This window comes from Empedobacter sp. GD03865 (assembly GCF_029840775.1).
Lineage (GTDB): Bacteria > Bacteroidota > Bacteroidia > Flavobacteriales > Weeksellaceae > Empedobacter > Empedobacter falsenii_B.
Genome location: NZ_JAOCDF010000015.1, coordinates 1 through 24,365, shown reverse-complemented (window position 1 = coordinate 24,365; position 24,365 = coordinate 1). Strand labels below are relative to the sequence as shown.

At 31.1% G+C, this 24,365-nt stretch carries 23 protein-coding genes; 15 read left to right on the top strand and 8 right to left on the bottom strand.

Annotated elements, in window-relative coordinates; translation table 11 throughout:
- Positions 1-3 precede the first annotated feature (3 nt).
- The 8 genes from N5D46_RS07400 (at position 4) to N5D46_RS07365 (ending at position 5,615) form a co-directional block, all read left to right on the top strand.
- A complete protein-coding gene (locus tag N5D46_RS07400; protein ID WP_125349767.1) occupies positions 4-447 on the top strand; it encodes a dCMP deaminase family protein in 444 nt (147 codons plus the stop codon).
- Between the two features lie 7 nt (positions 448-454).
- Positions 455-2,038, top strand: coding sequence for a S41 family peptidase (locus N5D46_RS07395; protein ID WP_125349766.1), 1,584 nt, complete (start codon positions 455-457; stop codon positions 2,036-2,038).
- Positions 2,039-2,926, top strand: coding sequence for a site-specific tyrosine recombinase XerD (xerD, locus tag N5D46_RS07390; protein ID WP_280049616.1), 888 nt, complete (start codon positions 2,039-2,041; stop codon positions 2,924-2,926).
- 19 nt (positions 2,927-2,945) lie between these two features.
- A complete protein-coding gene (locus N5D46_RS07385) occupies positions 2,946-3,464 on the top strand; it encodes an NUDIX domain-containing protein (RefSeq protein WP_280049614.1) in 519 nt (172 codons plus the stop codon).
- Between the two features lie 61 nt (positions 3,465-3,525).
- Complete coding sequence (locus N5D46_RS07380; protein WP_280049612.1) at positions 3,526-4,050, top strand: DUF4136 domain-containing protein; 525 nt, start codon at positions 3,526-3,528, stop codon at positions 4,048-4,050.
- A gap of 326 nt (positions 4,051-4,376) precedes the next feature.
- A complete protein-coding gene (locus N5D46_RS07375) occupies positions 4,377-4,856 on the top strand; it encodes a hypothetical protein (RefSeq protein WP_280049611.1) in 480 nt (159 codons plus the stop codon).
- Complete coding sequence (locus N5D46_RS07370; protein WP_143080497.1) at positions 4,843-5,457, top strand: hypothetical protein; 615 nt, start codon at positions 4,843-4,845, stop codon at positions 5,455-5,457. The genes N5D46_RS07375 and N5D46_RS07370 overlap by 14 nt, the downstream gene beginning before the upstream one ends.
- An 8-nt stretch (positions 5,458-5,465) precedes the next feature.
- On the top strand, positions 5,466-5,615 hold the full coding sequence (locus tag N5D46_RS07365) for a hypothetical protein (RefSeq protein ID WP_280049610.1): 150 nt from the start codon (positions 5,466-5,468) through the stop codon (positions 5,613-5,615).
- Positions 5,616-5,624: 9 nt separating this feature from the next.
- On the opposite strand, the gene N5D46_RS07360 is transcribed toward N5D46_RS07365, so the two are convergent.
- The 5 genes from N5D46_RS07360 to N5D46_RS07340 form a co-directional block, all read right to left on the bottom strand.
- Positions 5,625-6,503 (bottom strand): IS3 family transposase, encoded by an 879-nt coding sequence (locus N5D46_RS07360; RefSeq protein ID WP_280049608.1) that lies wholly within the window; start codon positions 6,501-6,503, stop codon positions 5,625-5,627.
- A complete protein-coding gene (locus tag N5D46_RS07355) occupies positions 6,500-6,799 on the bottom strand; it encodes a transposase (protein ID WP_225540518.1) in 300 nt (99 codons plus the stop codon). Before N5D46_RS07355 ends, N5D46_RS07360 begins: the two co-directional genes overlap by 4 nt.
- A gap of 145 nt (positions 6,800-6,944) precedes the next feature.
- A complete protein-coding gene (locus N5D46_RS07350; protein ID WP_280049607.1) occupies positions 6,945-7,418 on the bottom strand; it encodes a GNAT family N-acetyltransferase in 474 nt (157 codons plus the stop codon).
- A gap of 80 nt (positions 7,419-7,498) precedes the next feature.
- Positions 7,499-8,032, bottom strand: coding sequence for a hypothetical protein (locus N5D46_RS07345; protein ID WP_038332722.1), 534 nt, complete (start codon positions 8,030-8,032; stop codon positions 7,499-7,501).
- A gap of 10 nt (positions 8,033-8,042) precedes the next feature.
- Positions 8,043-8,807 carry an exodeoxyribonuclease III gene (locus tag N5D46_RS07340; RefSeq protein WP_038332724.1) on the bottom strand — a complete coding sequence of 255 codons (765 nt, stop codon included), beginning with the start codon at positions 8,805-8,807 and terminating at the stop codon, positions 8,043-8,045.
- Positions 8,808-8,920: 113 nt separating this feature from the next.
- Here N5D46_RS07340 and N5D46_RS07335 point away from each other — a divergent pair, with 113 nt between their 5' ends.
- On the top strand, positions 8,921-9,676 hold the full coding sequence (locus N5D46_RS07335) for a DUF2807 domain-containing protein (protein WP_280049603.1): 756 nt from the start codon (positions 8,921-8,923) through the stop codon (positions 9,674-9,676).
- Positions 9,677-9,767: 91 nt separating this feature from the next.
- Here N5D46_RS07335 and N5D46_RS07330 read toward each other — a convergent pair whose 3' ends face one another.
- A complete protein-coding gene (locus tag N5D46_RS07330; RefSeq protein ID WP_280049601.1) occupies positions 9,768-11,162 on the bottom strand; it encodes a hypothetical protein in 1,395 nt (464 codons plus the stop codon).
- Between the two features lie 21 nt (positions 11,163-11,183).
- Positions 11,184-12,257 carry a hypothetical protein gene (locus N5D46_RS07325; RefSeq protein ID WP_280049599.1) on the bottom strand — a complete coding sequence of 358 codons (1,074 nt, stop codon included), beginning with the start codon at positions 12,255-12,257 and terminating at the stop codon, positions 11,184-11,186.
- A gap of 103 nt (positions 12,258-12,360) precedes the next feature.
- Here N5D46_RS07325 and proS point away from each other — a divergent pair, with 103 nt between their 5' ends.
- The 6 genes from proS (at position 12,361) to N5D46_RS07295 (ending at position 24,076) form a co-directional block, all read left to right on the top strand.
- Positions 12,361-13,839: a proline--tRNA ligase gene (proS, locus tag N5D46_RS07320; RefSeq protein ID WP_280049598.1), complete on the top strand. Its 1,479-nt coding sequence runs from the start codon at positions 12,361-12,363 to the stop codon at positions 13,837-13,839.
- A gap of 195 nt (positions 13,840-14,034) precedes the next feature.
- On the top strand, positions 14,035-15,549 hold the full coding sequence (locus tag N5D46_RS07315) for a T9SS type A sorting domain-containing protein (RefSeq protein WP_280049597.1): 1,515 nt from the start codon (positions 14,035-14,037) through the stop codon (positions 15,547-15,549).
- Between the two features lie 2 nt (positions 15,550-15,551).
- Positions 15,552-18,836 (top strand): hypothetical protein, encoded by a 3,285-nt coding sequence (locus N5D46_RS07310; RefSeq protein ID WP_180905175.1) that lies wholly within the window; start codon positions 15,552-15,554, stop codon positions 18,834-18,836.
- An 11-nt stretch (positions 18,837-18,847) separates the two neighbouring features.
- Positions 18,848-22,246: a DUF6443 domain-containing protein gene (locus N5D46_RS07305; protein ID WP_280045226.1), complete on the top strand. Its 3,399-nt coding sequence runs from the start codon at positions 18,848-18,850 to the stop codon at positions 22,244-22,246.
- 482 nt (positions 22,247-22,728) lie between these two features.
- Positions 22,729-23,649, top strand: coding sequence for an RHS repeat-associated core domain-containing protein (locus tag N5D46_RS07300; protein ID WP_280049633.1), 921 nt, complete (start codon positions 22,729-22,731; stop codon positions 23,647-23,649).
- A 1-nt stretch (position 23,650) separates the two neighbouring features.
- The gene (locus tag N5D46_RS07295; RefSeq protein WP_280049595.1) at positions 23,651-24,076 is read left to right on the top strand and encodes a hypothetical protein; all 426 of its coding nucleotides are present in this window, start codon (positions 23,651-23,653) and stop codon (positions 24,074-24,076) included.
- A 99-nt stretch (positions 24,077-24,175) separates the two neighbouring features.
- On the opposite strand, the gene N5D46_RS07290 is transcribed toward N5D46_RS07295, so the two are convergent.
- The coding region (locus N5D46_RS07290) for a type II toxin-antitoxin system RelE/ParE family toxin (protein WP_280049593.1) at positions 24,176-24,365 on the bottom strand (190 nt) is incomplete at its 5' end.

The window sequence follows — 24,365 nt, the reverse complement described above, 5'->3', positions numbered from 1 at the left end:
GAAATGGAAACGAACTTAGAAAAACAATTACGTTACGATAAAGCTTATCTTAAAATGGCTTTTGAATGGGCAAATCTATCCTATTGCGAACGCAAAAAAGTTGGTGCAATTATTGTTAAAAATCGAATGATTATTTCTGATGGTTACAATGGTACGCCAAGTGGTTTTGAGAATAAATGCGAGGATGAAGAGGGGAATACAAAATGGCATGTTTTGCACGCCGAAGCAAATGCAATTCTAAAATGTGCAACTTCTACACAATCTGCAGAAGGAGCGACATTGTATATTACACTTTCGCCTTGTACAGATTGTAGCAAACTTATTTTACAAGCAGGTATAAAGCGCATCGTTTACATTCAACAATACAAAGATCTTTCTGGGTTAGAGTTTTTAGAAAAATCAGGAATTACAATTAGACAAATTACAGAAGAAGAATTATACAGTTAACATTTCAATGAGAAGTTTTTTCAAGGTTATTAATATCGTATTAGTTGTGATAATTATTTTCTTAATCGGTTTTATGGTTGGGAAAAAATACGACTTTGCGTTCGATGAAAACAAGGATGTTGTAGGTTTGCAATATTCGGATAACGAACAAAAAATTCGTCGATTAGTTTCTTTGATTGACAATGAATATGTGAACGATGTTAATTCGGATAGTTTGGTTGATGATGCGATTCATTATATGGTTGCCAAGCTAGATCCACATAGTACATATATCGACAAAGCTTCTGTACAAAAGGCAGAAGAGCAATTGAAAGGTGAATTTGTTGGAATTGGAATTCAATTTCGCACAATGAATGACACCATTGTTGTTGAACGTACTTTACCTGGAACGAAAAATTATGGCAAACTAGAATTTGGAGATCAATTAATTGCTGCAGATAATCAATCTTTGGTTGCAAAAGATAATAAAACAATAGAAGGTTTATTGAAGGGGAAGAAAGGATCGGAAGTTAAACTATCTGTTATTCGCGATCAAAAACCAATTTCTGTTACGCTAAATCGTACTATTGTACCAATTCCTACGGTTACTGGAAAACATATGTTAACGAAAGATATTGGTTATCTTAAATTGACTCGTTTTTCTGAAAATTCTGCAAATGAAGTTCACGAAGGTTTACAAAATTTATTGGATCAAGGAATGAAAACTTTGGTTTTTGATTTACGTGGAAATCCAGGTGGAATCATGCATATTGCCGAAGAAATAGCCGATGAATTTTTAACAAAAAATGAATTAATTGTTTACACACAAGACAAACAAAAACGTAAAAAATATATTTACGCTACAAATAAAGGTCTTTTCGAACAAGGAAAAATTTACGTCTTAATGGACGAAAATTCTGCTTCCTCGAGTGAGATTGTTGCGGGAGCGTTACAAGATTATGGACGCGGAATTATCGTTGGTCGTCGTTCGTTTGGTAAAGGTTTGGTACAGCGCGAAATTAATTTGGGCGATGATACTAAAGTTCGTTTAACGGTTGCAAACTATTACACACCTTCTGGACGATCTATTCAAAAACCTTTTGATAAAAAAACGGCAAAATACAGCGACGATTTATACAAACGTTTAAAATCGGGTGAATTATATAGTAAAGATTCAATTAAAATTAATAAAGACTTAGAGTTTACGGCGCCTTCAGGTAAAAAAGTGTACGGTGGTGGTGGAATTATTCCTGATGAGTTTGTTGCATTAGATACAAATTCGGTTTCGAATTGGTTGTATTATAATCAAGATGCAAATTATTTTAATGACTTTTTATTCAAGAAAATTTATTCAATTCACGATTTTTTCATGTTTCATAACGAAGCAATTTATTTGAAATATTTCAGTGCTGGAATGTATAGAAATGAGTTTTTAGGTGTTTTAGGAATTCCTTCAAATGAGTTCAATCCTGTCTTTTCAACAACTGTTGATAACTACATGAAAGCCACAATTGCTGGAACTTTATATGGTTCTCGAGCATTTTATCAAGTTTGGATGCCCGAAGATGAAATGATAAAGCGTATTTTTGAACTTGAAAAAATAACGAAGTAAATGCTGTGGAAAGATGCTTTGTATGACTATCAAATGTATCTGAAATTAGAAAAAAGAGTTTCTGCCAATACAATTGAAGGTTATCTACGCGATATTCAAAAATTAATTAATTATTCTGATAAACAACCTTTAGATTATTCACAAGATGATTTGAGGGATTTTGTACACGATTTTGCATCGAGTGAATATAGCGTGCGTTCGCAAGCGCGTGTTATTTCTGGCTTGAAAAGCTTTTTTGGGTACTTACAACTCGAAGATTTTAGAGAAGATAATCCAACTTCTTTGCTCGAAACTCCAAAAATTGGGATGAAACTTCCTGATGTACTTTCTGAAAAAGAAATTGATAAAATGATTGAAGTAATTGATTTATCAAAACCAGAAGGACAGCGCAATCGTGCGATTATAGAAGTGCTTTATGGTTGCGGTTTACGTGTTTCAGAATTGATAAATCTCAAAATTTCTGATCTCTTTTTTGATGATGGTTTTATTCGTGTCATTGGGAAAGGAAACAAACAAAGGCTTGTTCCGATTAGCGATTATACGATAAAATATATTAACTTGTACAAAGAAAGTATTCGTATTCATCTTCCTATACAAGCTGGTTTCGAAGATTTTTTGTTCTTAAATAGACGAGGTAAAAACCTTACACGTGTGATGATTTTTACAATCGTAAAAGAATTATCGATAATTGCTGGAATTAAAAAAACAATTAGTCCGCATACGTTTCGTCATTCTTTTGCGACTCATTTATTGAAAAATGGAGCAGATCTTCGTGCAATTCAGTTAATGTTGGGACACGAAAGTATTACGACGACTGAAATTTATACGCATGTTGATCAAGAATTTATTCGAGATGCGATTATTAAATTTCATCCAAGAAATAAATAATAATCATTAACCTAAAAAGATGATAAAATCGTTTAAATTTTGTCCAAATTGTGGACATTCTATCGATCATTTTGATTTTAGAAAAATGTCGTGTAACAATTGTGATTTGGTTTATTATCAAAATGTGGCAGCTGCTGTGGCGGTTATTCTAAAAAAAGAAGATAAAATTCTTTTTACAGTTCGAAATAGAGAGCCAAAGAAAGGAATGTTAGATTTAGCTGGAGGTTTTACAGACCCAAATGAATCGGCAGAAAGAACATGTCAACGAGAGATTGAGGAAGAATTAGGAATTAAAATTCCATTAGAGAATTTCAAGTATTTTTTATCTCAACCCAATACATATGAGTACAAAGAAGTTCCATATAAAACGTGTGATTTAGCATTTATTGCTGATTTTCCTGATGAAGAAATTACGCTTGAAAAAGATGAAATAGCAGAAGTAAAGTGGGTTTCTATTAACGAAATTAATTTAGATGAAATAGGTTTTGATTCGTTGAGAAAAGTGGTGGAAATTTATATTAATTCTTTGAATAACTAATGCGATGTTGAAACGAGTTCAACAGGACTTGTTTTAGATACGTATTTTAAAAATACAAATAATGAAAAAAATACTTTTACTAAGTGCGTTATTTTTAACAATTGTTTCATGTAGCACGCAAAATATAGCGGTAGATTATGACCGAGATTTTGATTTTGAAACAAATAGAACATATTCTTTTACACAAACAGGAAATTTAGGATTGAATGATTTAGATTCTGCTAGATTATATTCTTCGATTGAAAAAGGAATGTTATACAGAGGTTTTCAGAAGTCGAATGATGGAAATTTAACGTTAGACGTGAAGCCAGAAGAATATGTTTCGAAGCAACAAAATTCTAATGTTGGAATTGGAATGGGAACGGGTGGTTATGGTTTTGGAGGTGGAGTTTCGGTTGGAATTCCGATTATGTCTCAAAAATTAAATCAAAATTATACGATTTCGATGAAGGATGAAGGAAGATTGGTTTGGGAAGGAACCTTGAAAATTCAAATGCCCTTGAAAGCTTCGCCAGAAGTTCGTGCAGCAAATATTCAGAAAGGTGTAACGAAATTGTTGCAAAAATTTCCACCTAAAAAGAAATAATAATTAAAAAATCCCTCGAAAACTAAAATTACGAGGGATTTATATTTTGTCCGATTTGGATATGCCGTTTCAACGGCAGAATGCGCCTTTCAGAGGTTTTTCAAACCTAAAATCATTTATCCAAAACGGCACTTACACAATATCAGTGTTTTAACCTAAAAAATATTGGTATATAATAATGTTTATGTTTAGTAGGTTTTTAAAATTGATCAATCTTTTATTTTATAATATTTATTAAATTCCTGTTAAAAAATTAACACTTTTTTTATAAATATTATAATTAATAAAATCTATTTTAGTCATAATTACTTTTTAAAACACTAAAAATGAAAAAAATTTTAACTACCTTGTTAATAGCCTTATCTATTACTTCTATTTCATCTTGTGATGAAGATGTCACTAGTTCTTTAATTGAAGAAACTTCTATAAATTCTAATACTCAAAATGGTAGTATTGTAAATGGAAGATTATATTTCAAATCTGAAGATGATTTCAAATCTTATTATTCAAAATTAGATTCTAAAAATTTAGAGCAAATCTCAAATGAATTAGATTCTAAATTATATTCTAAAGATTTTAATTCTTTAGTTCCTTATTTTACTGAATACACTAGTCCTGATGTTATAAAAGAATTTACTGAAACTTCTTTGAATAGTTTTGGAACAGGATCTGGACCAAATCCTTTAAATATTGATTGGTCAGGTGATTTCAATAGCCCTGATATTTTAGGAATTAATGCTTATGGAATGGTTAAAAAGTCTGATAAATGGTATGGTAATAAATTTATTTTTAATGAAGATAAATAAATTTATTAATTTGTTATTGTTATTAACAATATTCAATTCTTGTGCTTTAGTTCCTTCAATATCTGTACCCTCATATATTATAGACAGTAATACAAATAATCTGAAATTAAATACAAAAGATGGAAAATGGTTGCTTTGTGAAGTAGCCATTCCATCTAATATTTATACAGAAGTTATAAATGATTCTAAAAGTATATTATCTCCTAAGTTTGGAAATCGTATTTCTTTTTTTTTAGAATCATCAGCACTTATACCTTATAAATTATCATTTGATTTAGATGAAAATATTTTGAATGATATAAAAAATGGTAATGATTTTGATTATTTAATATTATTAGACATTAGTATTAATAAAAATGATTTTGCTGATTATTCTCTTATTCCTTCATCAGATAACAGCGCTCAAAAACAATCCATAAGTAGGATAAATGTATACGACCTTAATACAAGAAAACTAATATATAACAAGCAGGTTAAAGGTATTATAATGTCTAATTCTTCAAGTGGTCCTGTATATACAAAAAACATTAATAAACTTGCTTTTAAAACATTCAATAAGTTATTAAACTCATTCTCAGATGATCTAGAAACACTTAATTAATATATAATATGAAAAAAATAACTTTATTAATAACTTATTTATTATTTTCTCTTTTTACAAATGCACAAGAGTCTTCTGTAGAAAAATCTATCTTTTCTGCACAAACAGGATTCTTAGGTTTTTGGATTAACAATGAATGGATATGCAAACAAAAATAGGAGTATTAGTTAAGCTACATTTTTATAACTAATTTTTTGTTGATTAAATTCTTCAATCGTTTTATAATTTAAGGCACTATGCCTTCTTTTTTTATTGTAAAATATTTCGATGTATTGAAATATTTCCAATTCCATTTGTTGTTTATTTATGAGTTTATTTCCATAAATCAATTCTGTTTTCAGTGTTTTAAAGAAACTCTCTGCCACAGCGTTATCCCAGCAATTTCCTTTACGCGACATACTTCTAATAACATGATGAGATTCTAGCATATTAGCAAATTTATTGTTGGCATATTGAACTCCTCGATCTGAATGAAAAATCAATCCTTTTTCTATCTTTCTGTTTGCTAAAGCGACTTTCCAGGCTGATAAACTTGTTTTTTCAGTGCTCATTTCATCGTACAAACTCCAACCAATAACCTTGCGATCGTACAAATCAAGAACAATTGTTAAATACAAAAATCCTTCAATTGTTCTGATGTAAGTGATGTCAGAAACCCATTTTTGGGCAGGTTTAGTGCTTTCGAAATCTCTATCAAGAATATTTTCTACAACCAAATAATTATGTTTAGAATCTGTTGTGATTTTAAATTTCTTGCTCAATTTACTTCTAATTCCAAGTTCTCTCATGTATTTTGAAACTGTAATTCGAGATATTTTAAATCCTAAATTATTTAATTCTGCTGTAATTCTTGGACTACCGTAACGTTGCTTTGAATCAAAATAAATCATTAAAATACGTTGTTTCAGCTCTTCTTTTTTATGAAATCTAACAGAAAACGGACACTTTTTCCATCTAAAATAACTGCTTTGACTGATTTTTAAAACTTTACACATTTTTTCAATCGGATAAATAATTTCATGATTTTTGATGAATTGATATTTCAACGACCGCTCTTGGAAAAAATGCTGATCGCCTTTTTTAGGATGTCTCGTTCAAGTTCAGCATCCTTCAGTTTTCGCTCTAAATCGTGAATTTTTTCCTGCTCTGCAGTGAGTTTAAGATTTCCTTTACCTGGAAAACTTCCTGTACCAAATTCAGCATATTCTTTGCGCCATTTATATAGTAAACTAACTGTTATACCCAATTCTCTGGCTAATTCTGATATGTTTTTTCGCTCAAAACTTAATTCAACCGCTTGGAGTTTAAAATCGCTTGGATAAATTTTACGGATTCTTTTCATATATTAAAATTAAGGTTTTATGCTTAACTTTTACTCCCAACTAAGTTAGTATATCCAGTGATGTTGCTGTAAACTTACATTTAAGAATTGGTTACTATTTTTAATAAAAAACTTATAACACCTTTTATGTTAAGTAAAAGGTGTATTATATTTTAAAAATTAACTCATTTTCTTCTGATTGTTGAAGTTTAGATTTTTGTAAAAGTTTCAACGTTTCGGGTTGATTTGCATTTGCTTTTGCAGCAATTTTATCTAATTTCAATTCATTTTTTGCATAATCTACAATCGCATTCAAAACTTCTGTTCCGTAACCTTTGTTCTGAAATTTGCGTTTCAGACGAATGTTGATAACTGCACCGTATTTTGTTTGACGCAAACCTCCCCAACCAACAAATCGTCCGCTTTTTTTCTCGTGAACACCCCAAAGACCAAAACCATGTTCTTGGTAATGTTTCTCCATATTTTCGATAAAAAACTTCGCTTCGTCTTCAGATTTATATGGTTTTTCGTTGACAATTTTCATCAATTCTTTGTCAGAATTTAATTGAAATAATTCGAATGCATCAATTTCGAAAAACTCTCGTAATACCAAACTTTTTGTTTCGCAAATAACTTTCATTAAAACTTTTTAGTTCTTGCAAAGTTACTTCGATTTAAAGAATAAAAAAAGTCTTACCAATTATGATAAGACTTTTATATTTACTTTTTTGTTGTTGTTTTTGGTTTTGCTGGAGTTGTTGTTTTAGGAGGCGTAGCTGTTGCTTCCGAAACCTTTTGGTTAATCTCTTGTGTTAAGATTTGTCTTTTTAGATTGAAGATTTCTGTATCTTTTTGATCAATCTTAGCATCTAAATCTTTTACTTTTTGCGTTAATTCTGCAACTTGCTTTTCTTTTTCGTTTAATTGAGTATAGAAAAGTTTTGATTTTTCTCCAGAACTATTCAATGCAGAATACAATTCTTGCAAATTAGTATCATGTTCTTTTTGAGCCATTCTAATCATAGCTTGTGCATTTGTCAAAGCTGTATCTTTAATGTATAATTCGCTTTTAGCTTTTGCTAAATCTTTTTCAAGAGTTTCGATTTTCAAATTAGCTAATGTCAAATCTTTAGATGTATTTGATTGATCGTCTAAAGCTCTGTAATAATTAGCTTCCAATTCTTGGTGTTGTTTCTGAGGAACGCAACTTGCAATTGCAAAAAGTGTTAAACAACAAAGTACAATTTTTTTCATTTATATAATCTTAAACGTCTAATTCTAATAAAACAGGACAATGATCTGAGTGCTTTGCTTCTGGTAAAATCGTGGCACGCGTCATATTTTTTTCTAATGTATTACTCACCATATTGTAATCGATTCTCCAACCTTTGTTATTATTGCGCGCATTTGCACGGTAAGACCACCACGAATAATGATGAGGTTCTTTTACAAAATAACGAAAAGAATCAATCATATTACATTCATCAAGAAAAGCAGTCATCCATTCTCTTTCGACAGGTAAAAAACCAGAAACTTTTGCATTACGAACAGGATCGTGAATATCAATTGCTTCGTGACAAATGTTATAATCGCCACAAATTACAATGTTTGGATGAGAGATTTTAAGTTCTTTGATATAATCTTTAAAATCTTCGCAAAATTGTAATTTAAAGTCTAATCGATCAATATTTGTTCCACTTGGCAAATACAAACTAATTACCGAAACATTGTCAAAATCAAGTCGCAAAACGCGACCTTCTCTGTCAATATAATCTATTCCAGTTCCTATTTGTACATGATTTGGTTTTATTTTCGAGAAAATAGCCACTCCGCTGTATCCTTTTTTCTCTGCTGCATGCCAATAAATGTGATAACCCAATTCCTCAAACGGTTTTGTGTCCACTTGTTCTTGCATTGCTTTTGTTTCTTGAATACATAAAACATCTGGTTGTGCAGCCTCTAACCATTCAACCAAACCTTTCGTCATCGCAGCGCGAATTCCATTTACATTGTAACTGATGATTTTCATAGTTAGCGAAATTACTAAATATTTATGACGGATTGATTTAGAATGATAAATAAAGTGAATATTTTTTGTAACTTTTTAGAAGTTAATGCGTCTATATAATAAAAGACATCTATATGAAATACATTTTTCTTCCAATTTTAATATTCAGTTCGTTAGGATTTGCGAGTTGTTCGGTCGATTTAAATTCTAAATCACCAGCTTCTAATTATTTAGATCGAGTAGAAGCGAGTAGTAATACAGTAACGGAAACGCGTAAAGTTGCTTCTTTTGAAGGAATTGACGTAAGTAGCGCAATAAGTGTTACAGTCGAGGATGGTAATTATAATGGTCAAATTTCGGTTGAAGCGCCAGATAATATTATGAATAGAATCACGACTGAAGTGAAAAATGGTGTTTTGGTGATGAAAATTAATGGAACCATAAACTTGAAAAATTCTTCTATTAAAATTAAATTCCCTCATCAAAAATTACGTTCATTTAATCTTTCTGGTGCAACGAATGTAACCGTTTTACCAACACAAAAAGTAGAAAAAATGGCGGTTGATTTATCAGGAGCAAGTAATTTGAAATTAGATGTAGTTTCTAATTCTATTTCGGTTGATAATTCTGGTGCATCAAGTATGAAAATTTCTGGAAATGTACAGGATTTAAACATTTCAGTTTCGGGAGCTTCTTCATTTGTTGGAAAAGAATTGAAAGCTGCGAATGTAGTTGTTGATTGTTCAGGAGCAAGTTCTACAACAGTTTGGGCTGTGAATAATTTGACTGCTGATAGTTCTGGAGCGAGTTCTGTTCGTTATGTAGACGAAAATGGTTTGAAAACGAAAGTGAGCACTTCTGGAATGTCTTCTATCAAAAGAATAAACTAATAGTTTTTGTTTAAAACTATGATAAGTTAATATTTAGTACTACAAAAAAATCGGATGAATTTCATCCGATTTTTTATATCTATTTTCTTTATTAGAATTGCCAACCTAATGTCAATAAGAATAAATTGTTGTTTAATTTAACTTTTGGAGCGTAAGTGTTAGGTAAAGAAACAAATTCATTATTAGTATTAATATAATCTGTTCCACCAATCAATTGTTGATATTTTTGAGTTTGATACTGATAAGCTGCATCTATATAGAATCCGCCAAAATCATATCCTAAACCAAAACTTGCACGATTAATATCTCCTTGAAATGCTTTCGATAAAACAGCAGCGTTTGTTACAACATTATTTTCGTTTGCAATATCCATTGTAAAATCTTTGTAAGGAGAAGTTATATAATTATAACCAGCTCTTACTTTGAAACGATCTACACGGTATTCCGCACCAACTCTAACTTCACTTGAATTTTTTACAAAATCATTGATGAAATTATTAGAAGAATTAAAATATTGTGATGGTTTTAATTTTGTATCATTGTTCATGTGATAGGTATAATCAGCACCCAGAGATAAATTTTTACCCACAACAAAACCTAAACTTCCTACAAGACGTCCACCACGAGTCATATCATAATCAGAAGAATACATATAATAAGAAACTACAGCAGTTCCGTTATTGATGAAGTTTGCTGCATAATAATCTTCCGAAACATTGTACCAAACTGGAGAATGATAAGCCGCACCTAAACGTACATTGTGATTCACTTTGTAAATAGCACCTAAAGAGAAAGAAAATCCTTGCCCAATTTCACTATATGGAGCTCCATCTGCATTGTATACGTAGGTTTTTCCATTCTCGTCATCACGCTCTGCATATTGTTCGTAACCCGAATAGTTAGTTTCGTGGAAGTTTAATCCAAACCCCAAATAAATTTTGTCATCATAACTTGTTCCTAAATTAACAGAGAATTTAGATTTGTATCCATCAATATCTTTGATGTAACCATTGAAAGTTCCGTCTGGATCAGCAAATTTAATACCTTCATTTGTTCCAATTGATGAATAATTGTCTAAACGCTGATTAAGATAAGCGACACCAACTGTAAAACGATTCCATTTTGAAGCTTCATTTGCAAAAACAAATGTTCCTCCAAATTGTTGGAAATCAAAATTGCTTTCAGATTCTTTGATATTTGTTCCGAAATTAGTTTTGTTGCTAAAAGTAGAAACACCAGCTGTTACTTGGACATCAGAGTTAATTGCTACTCCTAATCCAGCAGGGTTTTGCTCGACAGAAGTAATGTCACTTCCTAATGCACCAACAGCTCCACCAACACCAATATATTTAGCATTTCCGCTGTTAATATCTTGCGAATATAAATTTATAGCATTTGTAGAATACTGAGTTTCGTATCCTTTGTTCTGTTGTGCAAAAGCCAATGTACCAGCTAAGGTACAAAGGCTTAATAATATTTTTTTCATTTTTATATGATCTAAATCTAGTTATCTTCTTCCACCACCACGAGAGCCTCCTCCTGTGCTACTTCCGCGAGAACCACCTCCCATGCTTCCGCTACTCATACTACTACCTCTACTTGGAGAAGGTGTAGAATATGATGGGCGAGAATTGTTCATGCTATTTGTTCTTTCATAGCTTCTCGTTGGTTGTTGGTATTGTTGAGCTTCGCGAGTCGGTCTTGTGTTGTAAGTAGGCTGTTGTGTTTGTGTCGGTCTTACTTCACGAGTTGGACGTGTTGTATTGTTAATTGTATTATCACGAGTTGGTCTTAAACCTGTAGAGATTTGGTTGTTTCTACCATTTAAACTTCCAACAGGACGAGTAGAATTAATCGTGTTATTTAAACGACCACCATTTCTGTAACCTGGTTGAGAATAAATTCCTCTTGGACGATTGTATCCATATCCATATCCATAATAACCAGGATATCCGTACCAATTGTTCCATCCGTAGTAACCTCCGTAATATCCACCATACCAAGGATTGTAATATCCCCAATGATATGGATTATAGAAACCTCCCCATCCGTAGCTGTACCAAGGATTGTAATATCCCCAATGATATGGATTATAGAAACCTCCCCATCCGTAGCTGTACCAAGGATAGTTGTTCCAGATATTAATTTCTACACCATCATTACGTCCCCAGTTATAATTACTCGATCCGTTATAAGTTAATGTATAGTCGTTGTTTCCAAAATAATTGTAACCACCTAAACCATATCCGTTAATTTTAACTTTGGTTGCTGATTTAGATTGAGTATTATCATTTGTGCTATCAACATCATCTTGGTAATAAAATTGTTCAGCACCATTTCCTTCTGCATCGAAGTATGGACTACCAATTTTTATTTCCCCTTTATTTTCTTGTTCTCCTTGCTCGTTACCATGTTGTAGTTGAGCTTGTTGATAGGTTTTATCTGTTTTCGGATTATAGTAAACTCCGTCGCTTTCGTAACCACTTGGTTGATAAGTCGAACAAGATGAAATTCCTAATGCAGCCACAAGAATTAATGTAGTTGCAGAAATTTTATTAGAAATTTTATAAACTTTGTTCATAATTATAAATTTACATCGTTTGTAATAATTAAATTTGCATAAATTTAAAGGCAATTTTTATGCCAAGTAAAGATACGAAACTTATCAACAAATATAAAAGATTATGGCAAAATTAACAACTCGTGCTGAGGATTATTCTAAGTGGTACAATGAGCTTGTTGTAAAAGCAAATTTAGCTGAGAATTCGAAGGTTAGAGGGTGTATGGTGATCAAACCATATGGCTATGCTATTTGGGAAAAACTACAAGCAGAATTAGACAAAAGATTTAAAGAAACAGGTCATCAAAATGCTTATTTCCCCTTATTTGTTCCTAAAAGTTTATTCGAAGCCGAAGAAAAAAACGCAGAAGGTTTTGCAAAAGAGTGTGCGGTTGTAACGCATTATCGATTGAAAAATGATCCTGATAACAAAGGAAAGTTGATTGTAGATCCAGAAGCAAAATTAGAAGAAGAATTAATTGTTCGTCCAACTTCAGAAGCAATTATTTGGAGTACATACAAAGGTTGGATTCAGTCGTACCGCGATTTACCAATTTTGATTAATCAATGGGCAAATGTTGTGCGTTGGGAAATGCGTACGCGTTTGTTTTTGAGAACTGCCGAGTTTTTATGGCAAGAAGGGCATACAGCTCACGAAACAAAAGAAGAAGCAATTGCGGAAGCGCAACAAATGCAAGAAGTATATGCGGATGTTGTAGAGAATTTTATGGCAATTCCAGTTGTAAAAGGAAGAAAGTCAGATTCTGAGCGTTTTGCGGGTGCTGATGATACCTATACAATCGAAGCGTTGATGCAAGATGGTAAAGCTTTACAAGCGGGAACTTCTCACTTTTTAGGGCAAAACTTCGCAAAAGCTTTTGATGTAAAATTCGCAAGTAAAGAAGGAAAACAAGAATATGTTTGGGCAACTTCTTGGGGAGTTTCTACTCGTTTGATGGGTGCATTAATTATGACGCATTCTGACGATTTAGGATTAGTATTACCTCCAAAATTAGCACCAATTCAGGTTGTTGTTGTTCCAATTTATAAAACAGAAGAACAATTAGAAGAAATTCGTCAAGTGGTGGATAAATTTTCGTCTGAATTGAAAGCAAAAGGAATTTCGATCAAATTTGATGATGATGATAAAACGAAACCAGGTTGGAAATTTGCTGAATACGAATTGAAAGGTGTTCCTGTTCGTATTGCAATTGGACCAAAAGATTTAGAAAAAGGTCATGTTGAGGTTGCTCGCCGCGATACATTAGAAAAGCAATTTATTGCATTGGATGATGTGTCAACTGAGGTGGAAAAATTGTTAGAAGATATTCAAACTAATTTATTCCAAAAAGCGTCAGATTTTAGAGATACTCACACAACAGAGACAACAACTTTTGAAGAATTCAAAGATATTATCGAAAATAAAGGTGGTTTTGTTTCAGCTTTATGGGACGGAACAGAAGAAACAGAAGAAGCTATAAAAAATGCGACGAAAGCAACAATTCGTTGTATTCCTCAAGCTTTTGAAACGCCTACAGAAGGTGTTGACGTTTTCTCTGGAAAACCTGCAAAATACAGAGTTTTATATGCAAAAGCATATTAATTTGTTAAATAATAATTAGCAAAAAAACTTTCCAAAATAAAAAAGGAGCTAATTAATAGCTCCTTTTTTATTTTAATGTTTTTTGGCGTGCAATTCTTTTAAACGTAGTTACTATAGCAGAATATTATTTTTTGTTAAATATCAATCATTTACAAAAAAAGGAGTATATTCGATTACTAATTAACACTAACATATATGAGAAAAACTCTACTGTCGGTATTCTGTTTATTTTCTATGTATGGACTATCAGCACAACAAGATGTGATGTGGGAGAAATTTATAGGAGGTGAATTTGCAGAATATCTTTACAATGCTATTCCTACTCCTGATTATGGCTTTTTGATCTTGGGTAGTTCTGCTTCTGATGCAACAGGTGATATACAAAAGAAAAACCAAGGTAGTTTAGATTATTTTATCTGGAAAATGGATGAAAATGGGAAGCAAGAATGGCAAAATTCTTTTGGTGGAAACGGTTCTGATTTCTTGTATTCGGCTAAACCTACTGCTGATGGTGGATACATTTTAGCTGGAGCTTCTACTTCTTCTAAATCAGGAGATAAAACAAGTGATAATCAAGGAGCTGAAGATATTTGGGTGATAAAAATTGATGCACAAGGAAAAACACAATGGCAAAATTCTTTTGGCGGAAATGGGAATGACATTCCTGTAGAAATTATTCGAACAAAAGATAAAGGATATTTAATAGCTGCTAATTCTAACTCAACACCTTCTCAGTACAAAAAGAGCGAGAATTTTGGAGGAAACGATTATTACATCATCAAACTAAATGAAAAAGGAGAAATCCTTTGGGAAAAAACGTATGGTGGATCATTTGATGATAAAATCAAATCGGTTATAGAAACGAAAGACGGTTTTGTTTTAGTTGGCAATTCGAACTCTCCTATAAGTGGAAATAAAACGATAGATCAAACTTCTAATGGAGCTTGGATAGTTCAGATTACTCAAAAAGGAGAAATAATCTCTGAACAGAATTTAAATTTAAATTCAGAAAATCAGTTGATTTCATTTCAAGAACATGAAAATGGTTATTTGTTTTCTATTCTAGAAAAGGCTGAAAATAAGTTAAACCCAAAGGTTATTCAAACCGATTTTACTTTTCAAACTCAAAAAACAACCGAATTAGAAATAGATAATGATTTGACTATTACAGAAATCAAATTAATTGATAATAAATTTCTTCTAACAGCGAATAAAATCTCTACGTTAGGGCAATTAAAAAGTAACAATCATTCTATCGAGAGTTATTACATCACTCAATCTTTTGATGAAAATGGTTCAAAGGTTTGGAACAAACAGTTTGGAGAAGAGGGATTCAATTATCTCGAAAAAGCAATCACCACTCGTGATGGCTCAATCATTCTATTTGGAAATTCTACTCAACAAGCTAAAGGAAACAAAGGTCAATCGGATTTTTATTTAGTGAAACTCGGAAAAGAAGAAGATGATATCAAACGAGTATACGTTGAAACTTACCCAAATCCTACACGTGATTTTGTAAATGTTTTAATCAACAAAGAGTTTGAAAAAGCAATAATTGAAGTTTATAATTTAACCGGTCAACATTTGCAAACTAAAGAGGTGAAGTATCGTTCAACACCAATTTCGTTAGGGAATTATCCAGCTGGTGTTTACATCCTAAAAATCAAAACCGACAACCAAACCGAATCTATTAAAATTATTAAAAAGTAATTATGAAGAAAAAAATAGTGCTATTTATTTTATTAGCTGTAGGAAATGTTTTTGGACAGGTGAGTATAGGAGAAAATAGTAATAATTATAATATAGATTTATATCCTAAAACACCTGAAGCATATGCATTTGCAAAATTCGTTGATATTCCTGCAGGTAGTTATACAGGTGTAGCAAACTTTAATATCCCTATTTACACAATTCAGGTTGATGGATTAACTATACCTATACAGTTAGATTACTCAACAGCAGGTGTTAAAGTAGATGAAATAGCTTCAAGAGTAGGTTTAGGTTGGAATCTTAATGCAGGTCCATCATTGACAATGCAAGTTGTAGGAGCCAAAGATTACTATAATACAAGAGAAATATTTGATCCAGGAACATTTTATCCTAATGATGTTACAAGTGCAGACAATCCTTCTTATCAGATTGCAATGGCCGCAGTAGGAAATGGGATGGAACCAATAGAAGAATATAAACCAGATATTTATTCTTATAGTATTGGAAACTATTCAGGGAAATTTATTATTGATTCTAAAAATTCAAAAGGAATTACTATCCCATATTATCCTATTGAAATTAAAAAGCAAGATGGTACAATAATAATTATAGATGATCAAGGAAATGAATTTTTCTTTTCAAGTCCAATGTCAAGTTATAACTATAACACTTGTGCCTCAGTTTTGGCCGAAGCTTCAAATTCTACATATATATTAGAAAAAATTTTAACCAAAAATAAAAAAATAATTAAATATGAATATGAACATCCTGCGCATACCATGTTTGCTACTGGTTTTTCAGAACAAAAAAAAGTTGATGAAATAAAAGCAGTTAATTATTTTAATGATGATTCGCAAGGTTCAGGTCCTAATATATCGCCTTTTTGCTTGTATTATTCATCTTCAAATGAACCTGTATTAAAAAGGATAAAGTATGAGAATAATGCAATTGAATTTAATTATAATGTAAATAATAGTAAAAAAGAACGACAAGATTTACCAGGAGAAGTTTTTTTAGAAGAAATTATTGTAATAGACTATAATGGTAAACCTATTAAAAAATTTAAGTTAAACCAAACCGCAAATTATTTTGTTTCTCCTTCGCTTGATATTCATCAAGATTTAACAAGGCAAATGAACTTAATTGATAGTAGATTAATTAAAGGTATTGATAAACGATTAAAATTAGAAGAGATTGAAGAGATATTTTCTAATCAAAAATATAGATTAGAATATTATGAAGAAAAACCATTAATTAATCGTTTCTCTTTTGCGCAAGATTATTGGGGGGTTTATAATGGTAAAAGCGGACAGATGTCTTCTATCCCAGCAGCTACCATAACTAACTTTAAAGGGAATACATCTTTTTATGGAGGAGCTGATAAAAAACCTAATCTTGAATATGGAATCATAGGAAATCTAAAAAAGATTATATACCCAACAAAAGGAAGTTTAACTATTAAATATGAAGCTGATCAATATTTTAAGAAAGAAAGTGTTGATTCTATTATTTATCATGTAGAAAAAACTTATAATACTAGGTCTACATATGATTATTTAGATTTTGAGGCGAGAAAAGGAAATAATATACGAATATATGATGTTAAACTAAATTTCACAGGAGATAATGATAATGGTTCAGGAGTAGAAACAGTTGGAAATTGTTATTTATCCGTTCTAAATAAATCTACTAATCAAAACATAATAAAAAATCCTTATCAATATACATTGGGAAATGGAACGCCTTACAAAGCATCAGATATTGAAGGTAAAAGTTTTAAAATGTCTATTGAAAAAGGTTATGATCATTTAACTGAAAAATCTATTGATTGTTACGCAACATTATCATGGATTGAAAGAGAAACTTTTATTGTACCTGAACATAATGAATCTATAGGAACTATAAGAGTTAAAAACATTACTCTTGATGATAACAATAATAATACGATTACTAGAGATTATACTTATGCGATTCCAGAAACAACAAAAGAAAGTGGAACCTTATATGGTGAAAATCAATTCAGAACTTTTTATACCTCAAATTTTACTAAAGGAGATACTAAATTAGCTGGAAAACAAAGGATAATAACAAACAATCCTGGGTGGCAAATTAATACAATAAATGGAAAATCTGTATTATATAAATACGTAACTGAAACGTATAAAAATTTAAAAAAGGAAAGTGAAAATTACACAAAACTGACAATGTATAATAATAGCGGATGTTCTACGCGTTTTGATGGTTATGGAACATCAAATTTTATATATCCTATATGTAATGAAGCTTTTTTACAAGGAAAAGTTAAAGAGGAGGTTTTAAAAGATAATGAGAATACAATAGTAAAAAAAACTATATTTGATTACAATGAAGATAGATTTTTAAATAGATTTTCATCAAGTGCACTTCCAAATCATTCTGGAATAGAATATGGTTTAGATATTACAAAAGTACAAGATGAGAATGGTTTTGTTTTTGCTAAATTTGAATATGCTCCTTTTTCAATAGATAATGCATGGATACAAAATATTAGAACAACAACAACTGATTTTTTTCCAAATGATAGTATAGTGATAACAACAGAAAATCACTATTCACCTACTTATAAACATTTGTATCCAGCAAGTGTAACAACCAAAAACAGCAAAAACGAAACATTAACTACGGAATACCAATATCCACCTGATTTAGTTGGACAAGAAGATTACATGAAAGAACTAACCGATGCTAACCGCATTGCAGAGCCAGTTGTTGTCAAACAAAGTGTTGATGGCGTATATATTTCTGAAGTTCATAATCAATATAATTTATTCAATGGAATCGTTCAGAAAGCTGCTGTTCATCAAAAGAAAGGAAATGGTGTCAATATTAAAACTACAGCCGACCGAAAAATAACTTACACCAGTTATGATGCTAAAGGTAATCTTACACAATATACTTTAGAAAATGGAATTCCTGTTTCTATTATTTGGGGATATGGCGGTCAATATCCTATCGCTAAAATAGAAGGAGCTTCTTTATCAGAGGTTAGTAGTTTTATTCAAAATTTAGAAATAGCAAGCAACAATGGTACTTTAACGAAAGATTCTTTTGCTAGTTTACGAACAGCATTACCTCAAGCTATGATCACTTCTTATATCTATCAACCTCTTGTTGGTGTCACTAGTATTACAGGGCCAAACGGACAAACAGAATATTACAACTATGATGCAGCTAACCGTTTGCAATCTATCGTAAATGATAAACAAGAAGTATTAAAAACCTTTGAGTACAACTACAAACAACCTTAAGCTATAGCGAGATGAAACACTTTTATAAAAATTTTATATACGGTACGCTTCTGACTTTAGGAAGTGGTAGTGTATATGCACAAACCTCTACGGAGAATTACATTAAAACAGTCGAATGTTTAAAAGCCGATTGTTCTGAAAAGAAAGAAACTGTTGTTTATTTTGATGGTCTAGGACGTGAAAAACAAGCCTTGCAAGTAGGTGCTTCACCTACAGGTAATACGATTGTAACACCATTTGAATATGATGGTTTTGGGCGTCAAGCCAAAGAATATTTGCCTTTTCCTATTTCTGGAGCAAGTAATCAACTAAATACTGGAGCAACAGGAGATACTTTTTACTTAGAAACGACAGGAGACTATATTCCTTATTCAGAAAAAACATTTGAGAATTCACCTTTAAACCGAGTGTTATTTCAGGCTGCTCCAGGAAGAGACTGGATGAAAGGAGCAGGTCATGAGATAGGATTTCAATATGCAACAAATTCAGATGGAGAAGTTTTTAATTTTGGCGTAGCAGATCCTACTACCAATCCAACTTTAACGTTAAGTAATTCTATAACATATTCAGGAGGAGCTTTATATAAAACGATTACAACAGATGAGAATGGTCAACCTATTGAGGAATTTAAAGACAAAGAAGGGAGAGTTGTTCTGAAAAGAATTCACATCGAATCAAAAACAGTAGCTCCTTTAAATTCGTCTGGTAATCATGATACGTATTACGTGTACGATATTTATGGTAATTTAACCTTTGTTCTTCCACCACAATTAATAAATACCGATTATGGAAATATCAATTCTTACAGAAATAATCTTGCCGAATTAGGTTATCAATATTTTTATGATGAAAAGAACAGGTTAGTTGAAAAACAACTTCCTGGAAAAGGACGTGAATTTATGGTGTATGATAACCAAGATCGTTTAACCTTACAACAAGATATCAATCAACGAACGGCAGTTGAAAAAGGATGGACTTTCTTTAAATACGATAAATTTGGAAGAATGGTGTATTCAGGTTTCTTTAAAAATACAGCGACACGAGGTTCAATGCAAACCGCTTTGAACAATAAAAAAACGGCTAATAATGAAGAAAGAGTACCAACTGTATTTGCTAATAATGGACAAAATATTTTCTATACCAATGCGCAATTTCCTAACGGAAGCTTAACCGTTCAATCTGTTAATTATTACGATCATTATCAAAATTTAGGTGTTACACCTTCGTCTATAGATAATCAAAAAGTTGTTGGGGTTGATGATACAAAAACCAAAGGTTTAGCTGTTGCAAGTTATACCAATGTATTAGGTACTGCAACGTGGAACAAAGCGTATACATATTATGATTCGAAATATATTCGTCCAGTAGCTTCTCACTTAGATAATTATTTGAAAGGATATCAAACAACCGCATCTATTTTAGATTTTAGAGGAAAGGTTAAGCATACAGTTACCAAGCACAAACCAACGGATATAGGAGCAGAAATAACAATCAATGAAGGTTTTGAATATTATGAGAATGAATTATTAAAGTATCAAACACACCAAATTAATAATGGTGCAATAGAATACATTGTTCAAAATTCGTACAACGAAATCAATCAGTTGACGAGTAAGAAAGTTGGAAACACGGTTGCTTCTAATCCATTACAAACGGTAGATTATAAGTATAATATTAGAGGTTGGTTAACAGATATAAACGATGTAGAACAAGCTATTAGACCAAAATTATTTTCATTTAATATCAACTACGGTTCTCATTTCAATGGAAATATATCTGGAGTTTCTTGGAAAACCAATGAACAAGATTCATATAAAACCTATAGATTTGATTATGATGGATTAAATCGACTGTTAACGGCAGATTTTGCTGTAATACAAACTGGTTTTATAGGAGGTTCTACCAATGTTGGTGCTTATAATGAATATGTAAAAGGCTACGATTATAATGGGAATATAAAAGGTTTTACACGTAATGGAAACTTATTGAACAATAATCTATTTACAATCGATGATTTAACATACGATTATCAAGCTAATTCGAATAAACTTCTTAATGTTTCTGACAACAGAACAGAAGATGGTTTCGCTGATAAGAATAAATACAGCGGAACAACAATTGAAGATCCTAAAAATGATTACAAATATGATCTTAATGGTAATCTTACCAAAGATTTAAACAAAGGAATAACAAAAATTAGTTATAATTACTTAAATTTACCAACAGAAGTTCTTTGGAATGCATCTAAAAAGATTAATTACACGTACGATGCAAGTGGAGTTAAGTTAAGAAAAGTCGTAACAGATGGAGCTACAGTAACCACAACCGATTATTTAGGAGGTTTTCAGTACGTAAATAACAGTTTACAGTTTTTTCCAACAGCTGAGGGGTATGTGAATGTAACTGGAGGTACAACTTTTAATTATGTTTACAATTACACTGATCATCTTGGAAATGTACGATTGAGTTACCAAAAAGAAGCAAATGGTACGCTAAAAGTATTAGAAGAAAACAATTACTATCCGTTTGGGTTAAAGCATAAGGGATACAACAATACTAATCTTGCAAATACTAACTATAAGTACAAATACAACGGCAAAGAGTTACAAGAAGAATTAGGTCTTAATTGGACTGCTATGGACTTCAGAAATTATGATGCTTCAATAGGTAGATTTATGTCTCAGGATGGACTTGCTGAAGTAATGCCTGATTGGACTCCTTATCGTTTCTCTTTTAACAATCCAATTTATTTTTCTGATCCAACTGGCTTATTTGAACAAAATATTGAAACTTGCCCTACTTGTCCAAAAACTCCAGAATTTAAACCTTTTATTGATGATCCTAATAATGAATATGTTTATGATACTGAAACAAATACTGTAAGTGCAGTAATACAGCTAGCTGAAACTACTGTGACAAATAGTAATAAAAAAGAATCTAACACGAATAGTTATATACCTCAATATGAGTTTATTGATGGTATTTTAAATAATAAATATTATGATTTGACTTCTTTAGGTTTAGAACAAGGAATTGCCAAAACTACATCTTATTTAGATAAAGCTCTTAAAACTAAATCTACAGTTAATTTTACAATTTTAGATGAATATACTCGTCCTAGTTATAGAACATCACTTTTAAATTCAGCAATCAAAACTTCAAAAGTTGCATCAGCTGCAAAAGTTCTTAAAATATCAGGAAATGCTTTAGCTGGAGTAGGTGCTGTTGTATCAATTTATCAGTATGGCTCAGGTCAAATCTCTGGCACGGAGTTTACTGTAGATATGATAATGAGCGGTGTAGGTTTTTTAGGACCATTTGGTGCAGGAGCCTCCTTGATTTATTTTGGAGGTAAGGCAATATATGAATATTCATCAGGTAAGGATCTATTTGAAAAACCCACTCAATAATGAAAAAAATTTTAAACTACATCATATTCCACTTTATTGAATTCCAAAAAAAAGTAGGTAATCAAGATGTTTCAACATTTACAACATCAGTATTTTTCACAATAATGCTTTGGATGAATATTTTAACATTAATAAATTATATTCTAATGAAGAATCATTATCCTAATAAAAATTATATTATTCCAGTTATTTTATTTTGTTTAGGATTATTCTTAATTATAAATAACTATATAAGAAAAAAGCAGTATGAAGTTTATAATTTTCAATCCTCTTTTATAGGTTACCTATATTTGTTAATTTATATAACAATTAGCTTTGTATCGTTTGTATATAGTGTTGAATTACTAAAATCAAAATAATGGTAGTGTATCAGATGTGTTGCCGGAAAACAACCCAACATTCTCAATAAAGCAAAAGGCAAACGTTTGTTTGCCTTTTGTTATTTTATAAAGTAGCTAGATTTTTAACGTATAATTTTTTAAATTTATCGACATAAGTTCTTTGAGTTTGTTTTAGAAGAAAACAATTATTATCCATTTGGGTTAAAACATAGTGGATACAACAATACCAATCTTGCAAATGCTAACTATAAGTACAAATACCAAGGACAAGAGAGACAAGAAGAATTAGGTCTTAATTGGGATAGCTTCAAATGGAGAAATTACATGCCAGAAATCGGTAGATTCTTCAACGTAGACCCATTGGCAGAGCAATACTCTTATCAATCACCTTACAATTTTGCAGAGAACCGTGTGATTGATGGTAGAGAATTAGAAGGTCTTGAATGGTCTAGTTCAATTGAAGGAGATAAAATTCACTATAATGTGAAAATTCAAATAGTTAATTCCGCAGGATTAAGTGATAAAAAGATCAATAAAATTGCGCAAACTATACAAAAAGATTTTAACGAAATTTATTCGCAGGTAGAAGGGTATACTGCATCTATGACTTATGATATTTCTACAACATCAACATCAGATTACACTATTGAAATTGTAGATCAAATTCAAAGACCTGCTACAAGAACTGATGCAGATGGGAATACTCAAGTTAAATATTTGAATGGTAAGACTGAAAAATTTGGAGATACTCAGGATAATAACATGAAATTATCTGCTAAAGACAGTAGTGGAAATAGTCGTTCTGCATCAGGAATTTCTAAGACAGCGCAACATGAAATAGGTCATTCAGCGGGTCTTACCCATCCATGGGAAGCAAATGCTCCTGTTTCAAGTGATATAGACCAAAAGACAGGAGATATAAAAAATAATACTATTCGAAAAAATCTTATGAATTCTGATGGCAATCCTAATTCAACTTTAAGAAATACCTCTGGAACAGCATTAACTCCTGGACAAATGAAAACTATTGAAGAAACAATAAATAAAAATACAGGTAAATAAAATGAATTTTTATATTTTAATTATATTATCAATTATTTCAATAACATCATGTAATTCAAGCAAATTAGTTGAGATGAATTTATGTAAAAATGGAAAACAGATTGAAATATTTAAAGAAAAAAAACTATTTTCAAAAAGTCAAAAAGACTTAACCCTATATCTTGACACTGGCTTTAATAGTAACATTAAACTTATGATTAATGACGAAGTCATAATAGATACTTTAATTGAAACTTCTCCAATTTCAGAACCTATAATTTATCATTATTCGTATAAAGTAAATAATGATATACAGATACTAAAAATTAAAACAGATACAGATTGTTTAGAAACTATATTAGATAAAAATTATAGTATTCTAGGACTTTATAATTATTCTAATAAATGGACTTTATCATATAGAAAAGATTTTCCTATTCTTGAATAGGAAAAGATACTGTTCCAAATGTGTGGTACTGTTCCAGATGTGTTGTTAAAAAAACAACATTCACAATAAATCAAAAGGCAAACGATTGTTTGCCTTTTGTTATTTTATAAGTTTTAGTAAATCCTTTATTTCTTTATCGGAGATAGAATTTTGCTCACTTTTATCGTAAAGAGAAAGTAGATAAATCGTTTCATTTTCAATAAAAAGATGCGTTATTACTCTTGCTCCGCCGCTTTTACCTTTACCTTTCGACTTTATTGCCAAACGTATTTTGTAACAATTATCGGCT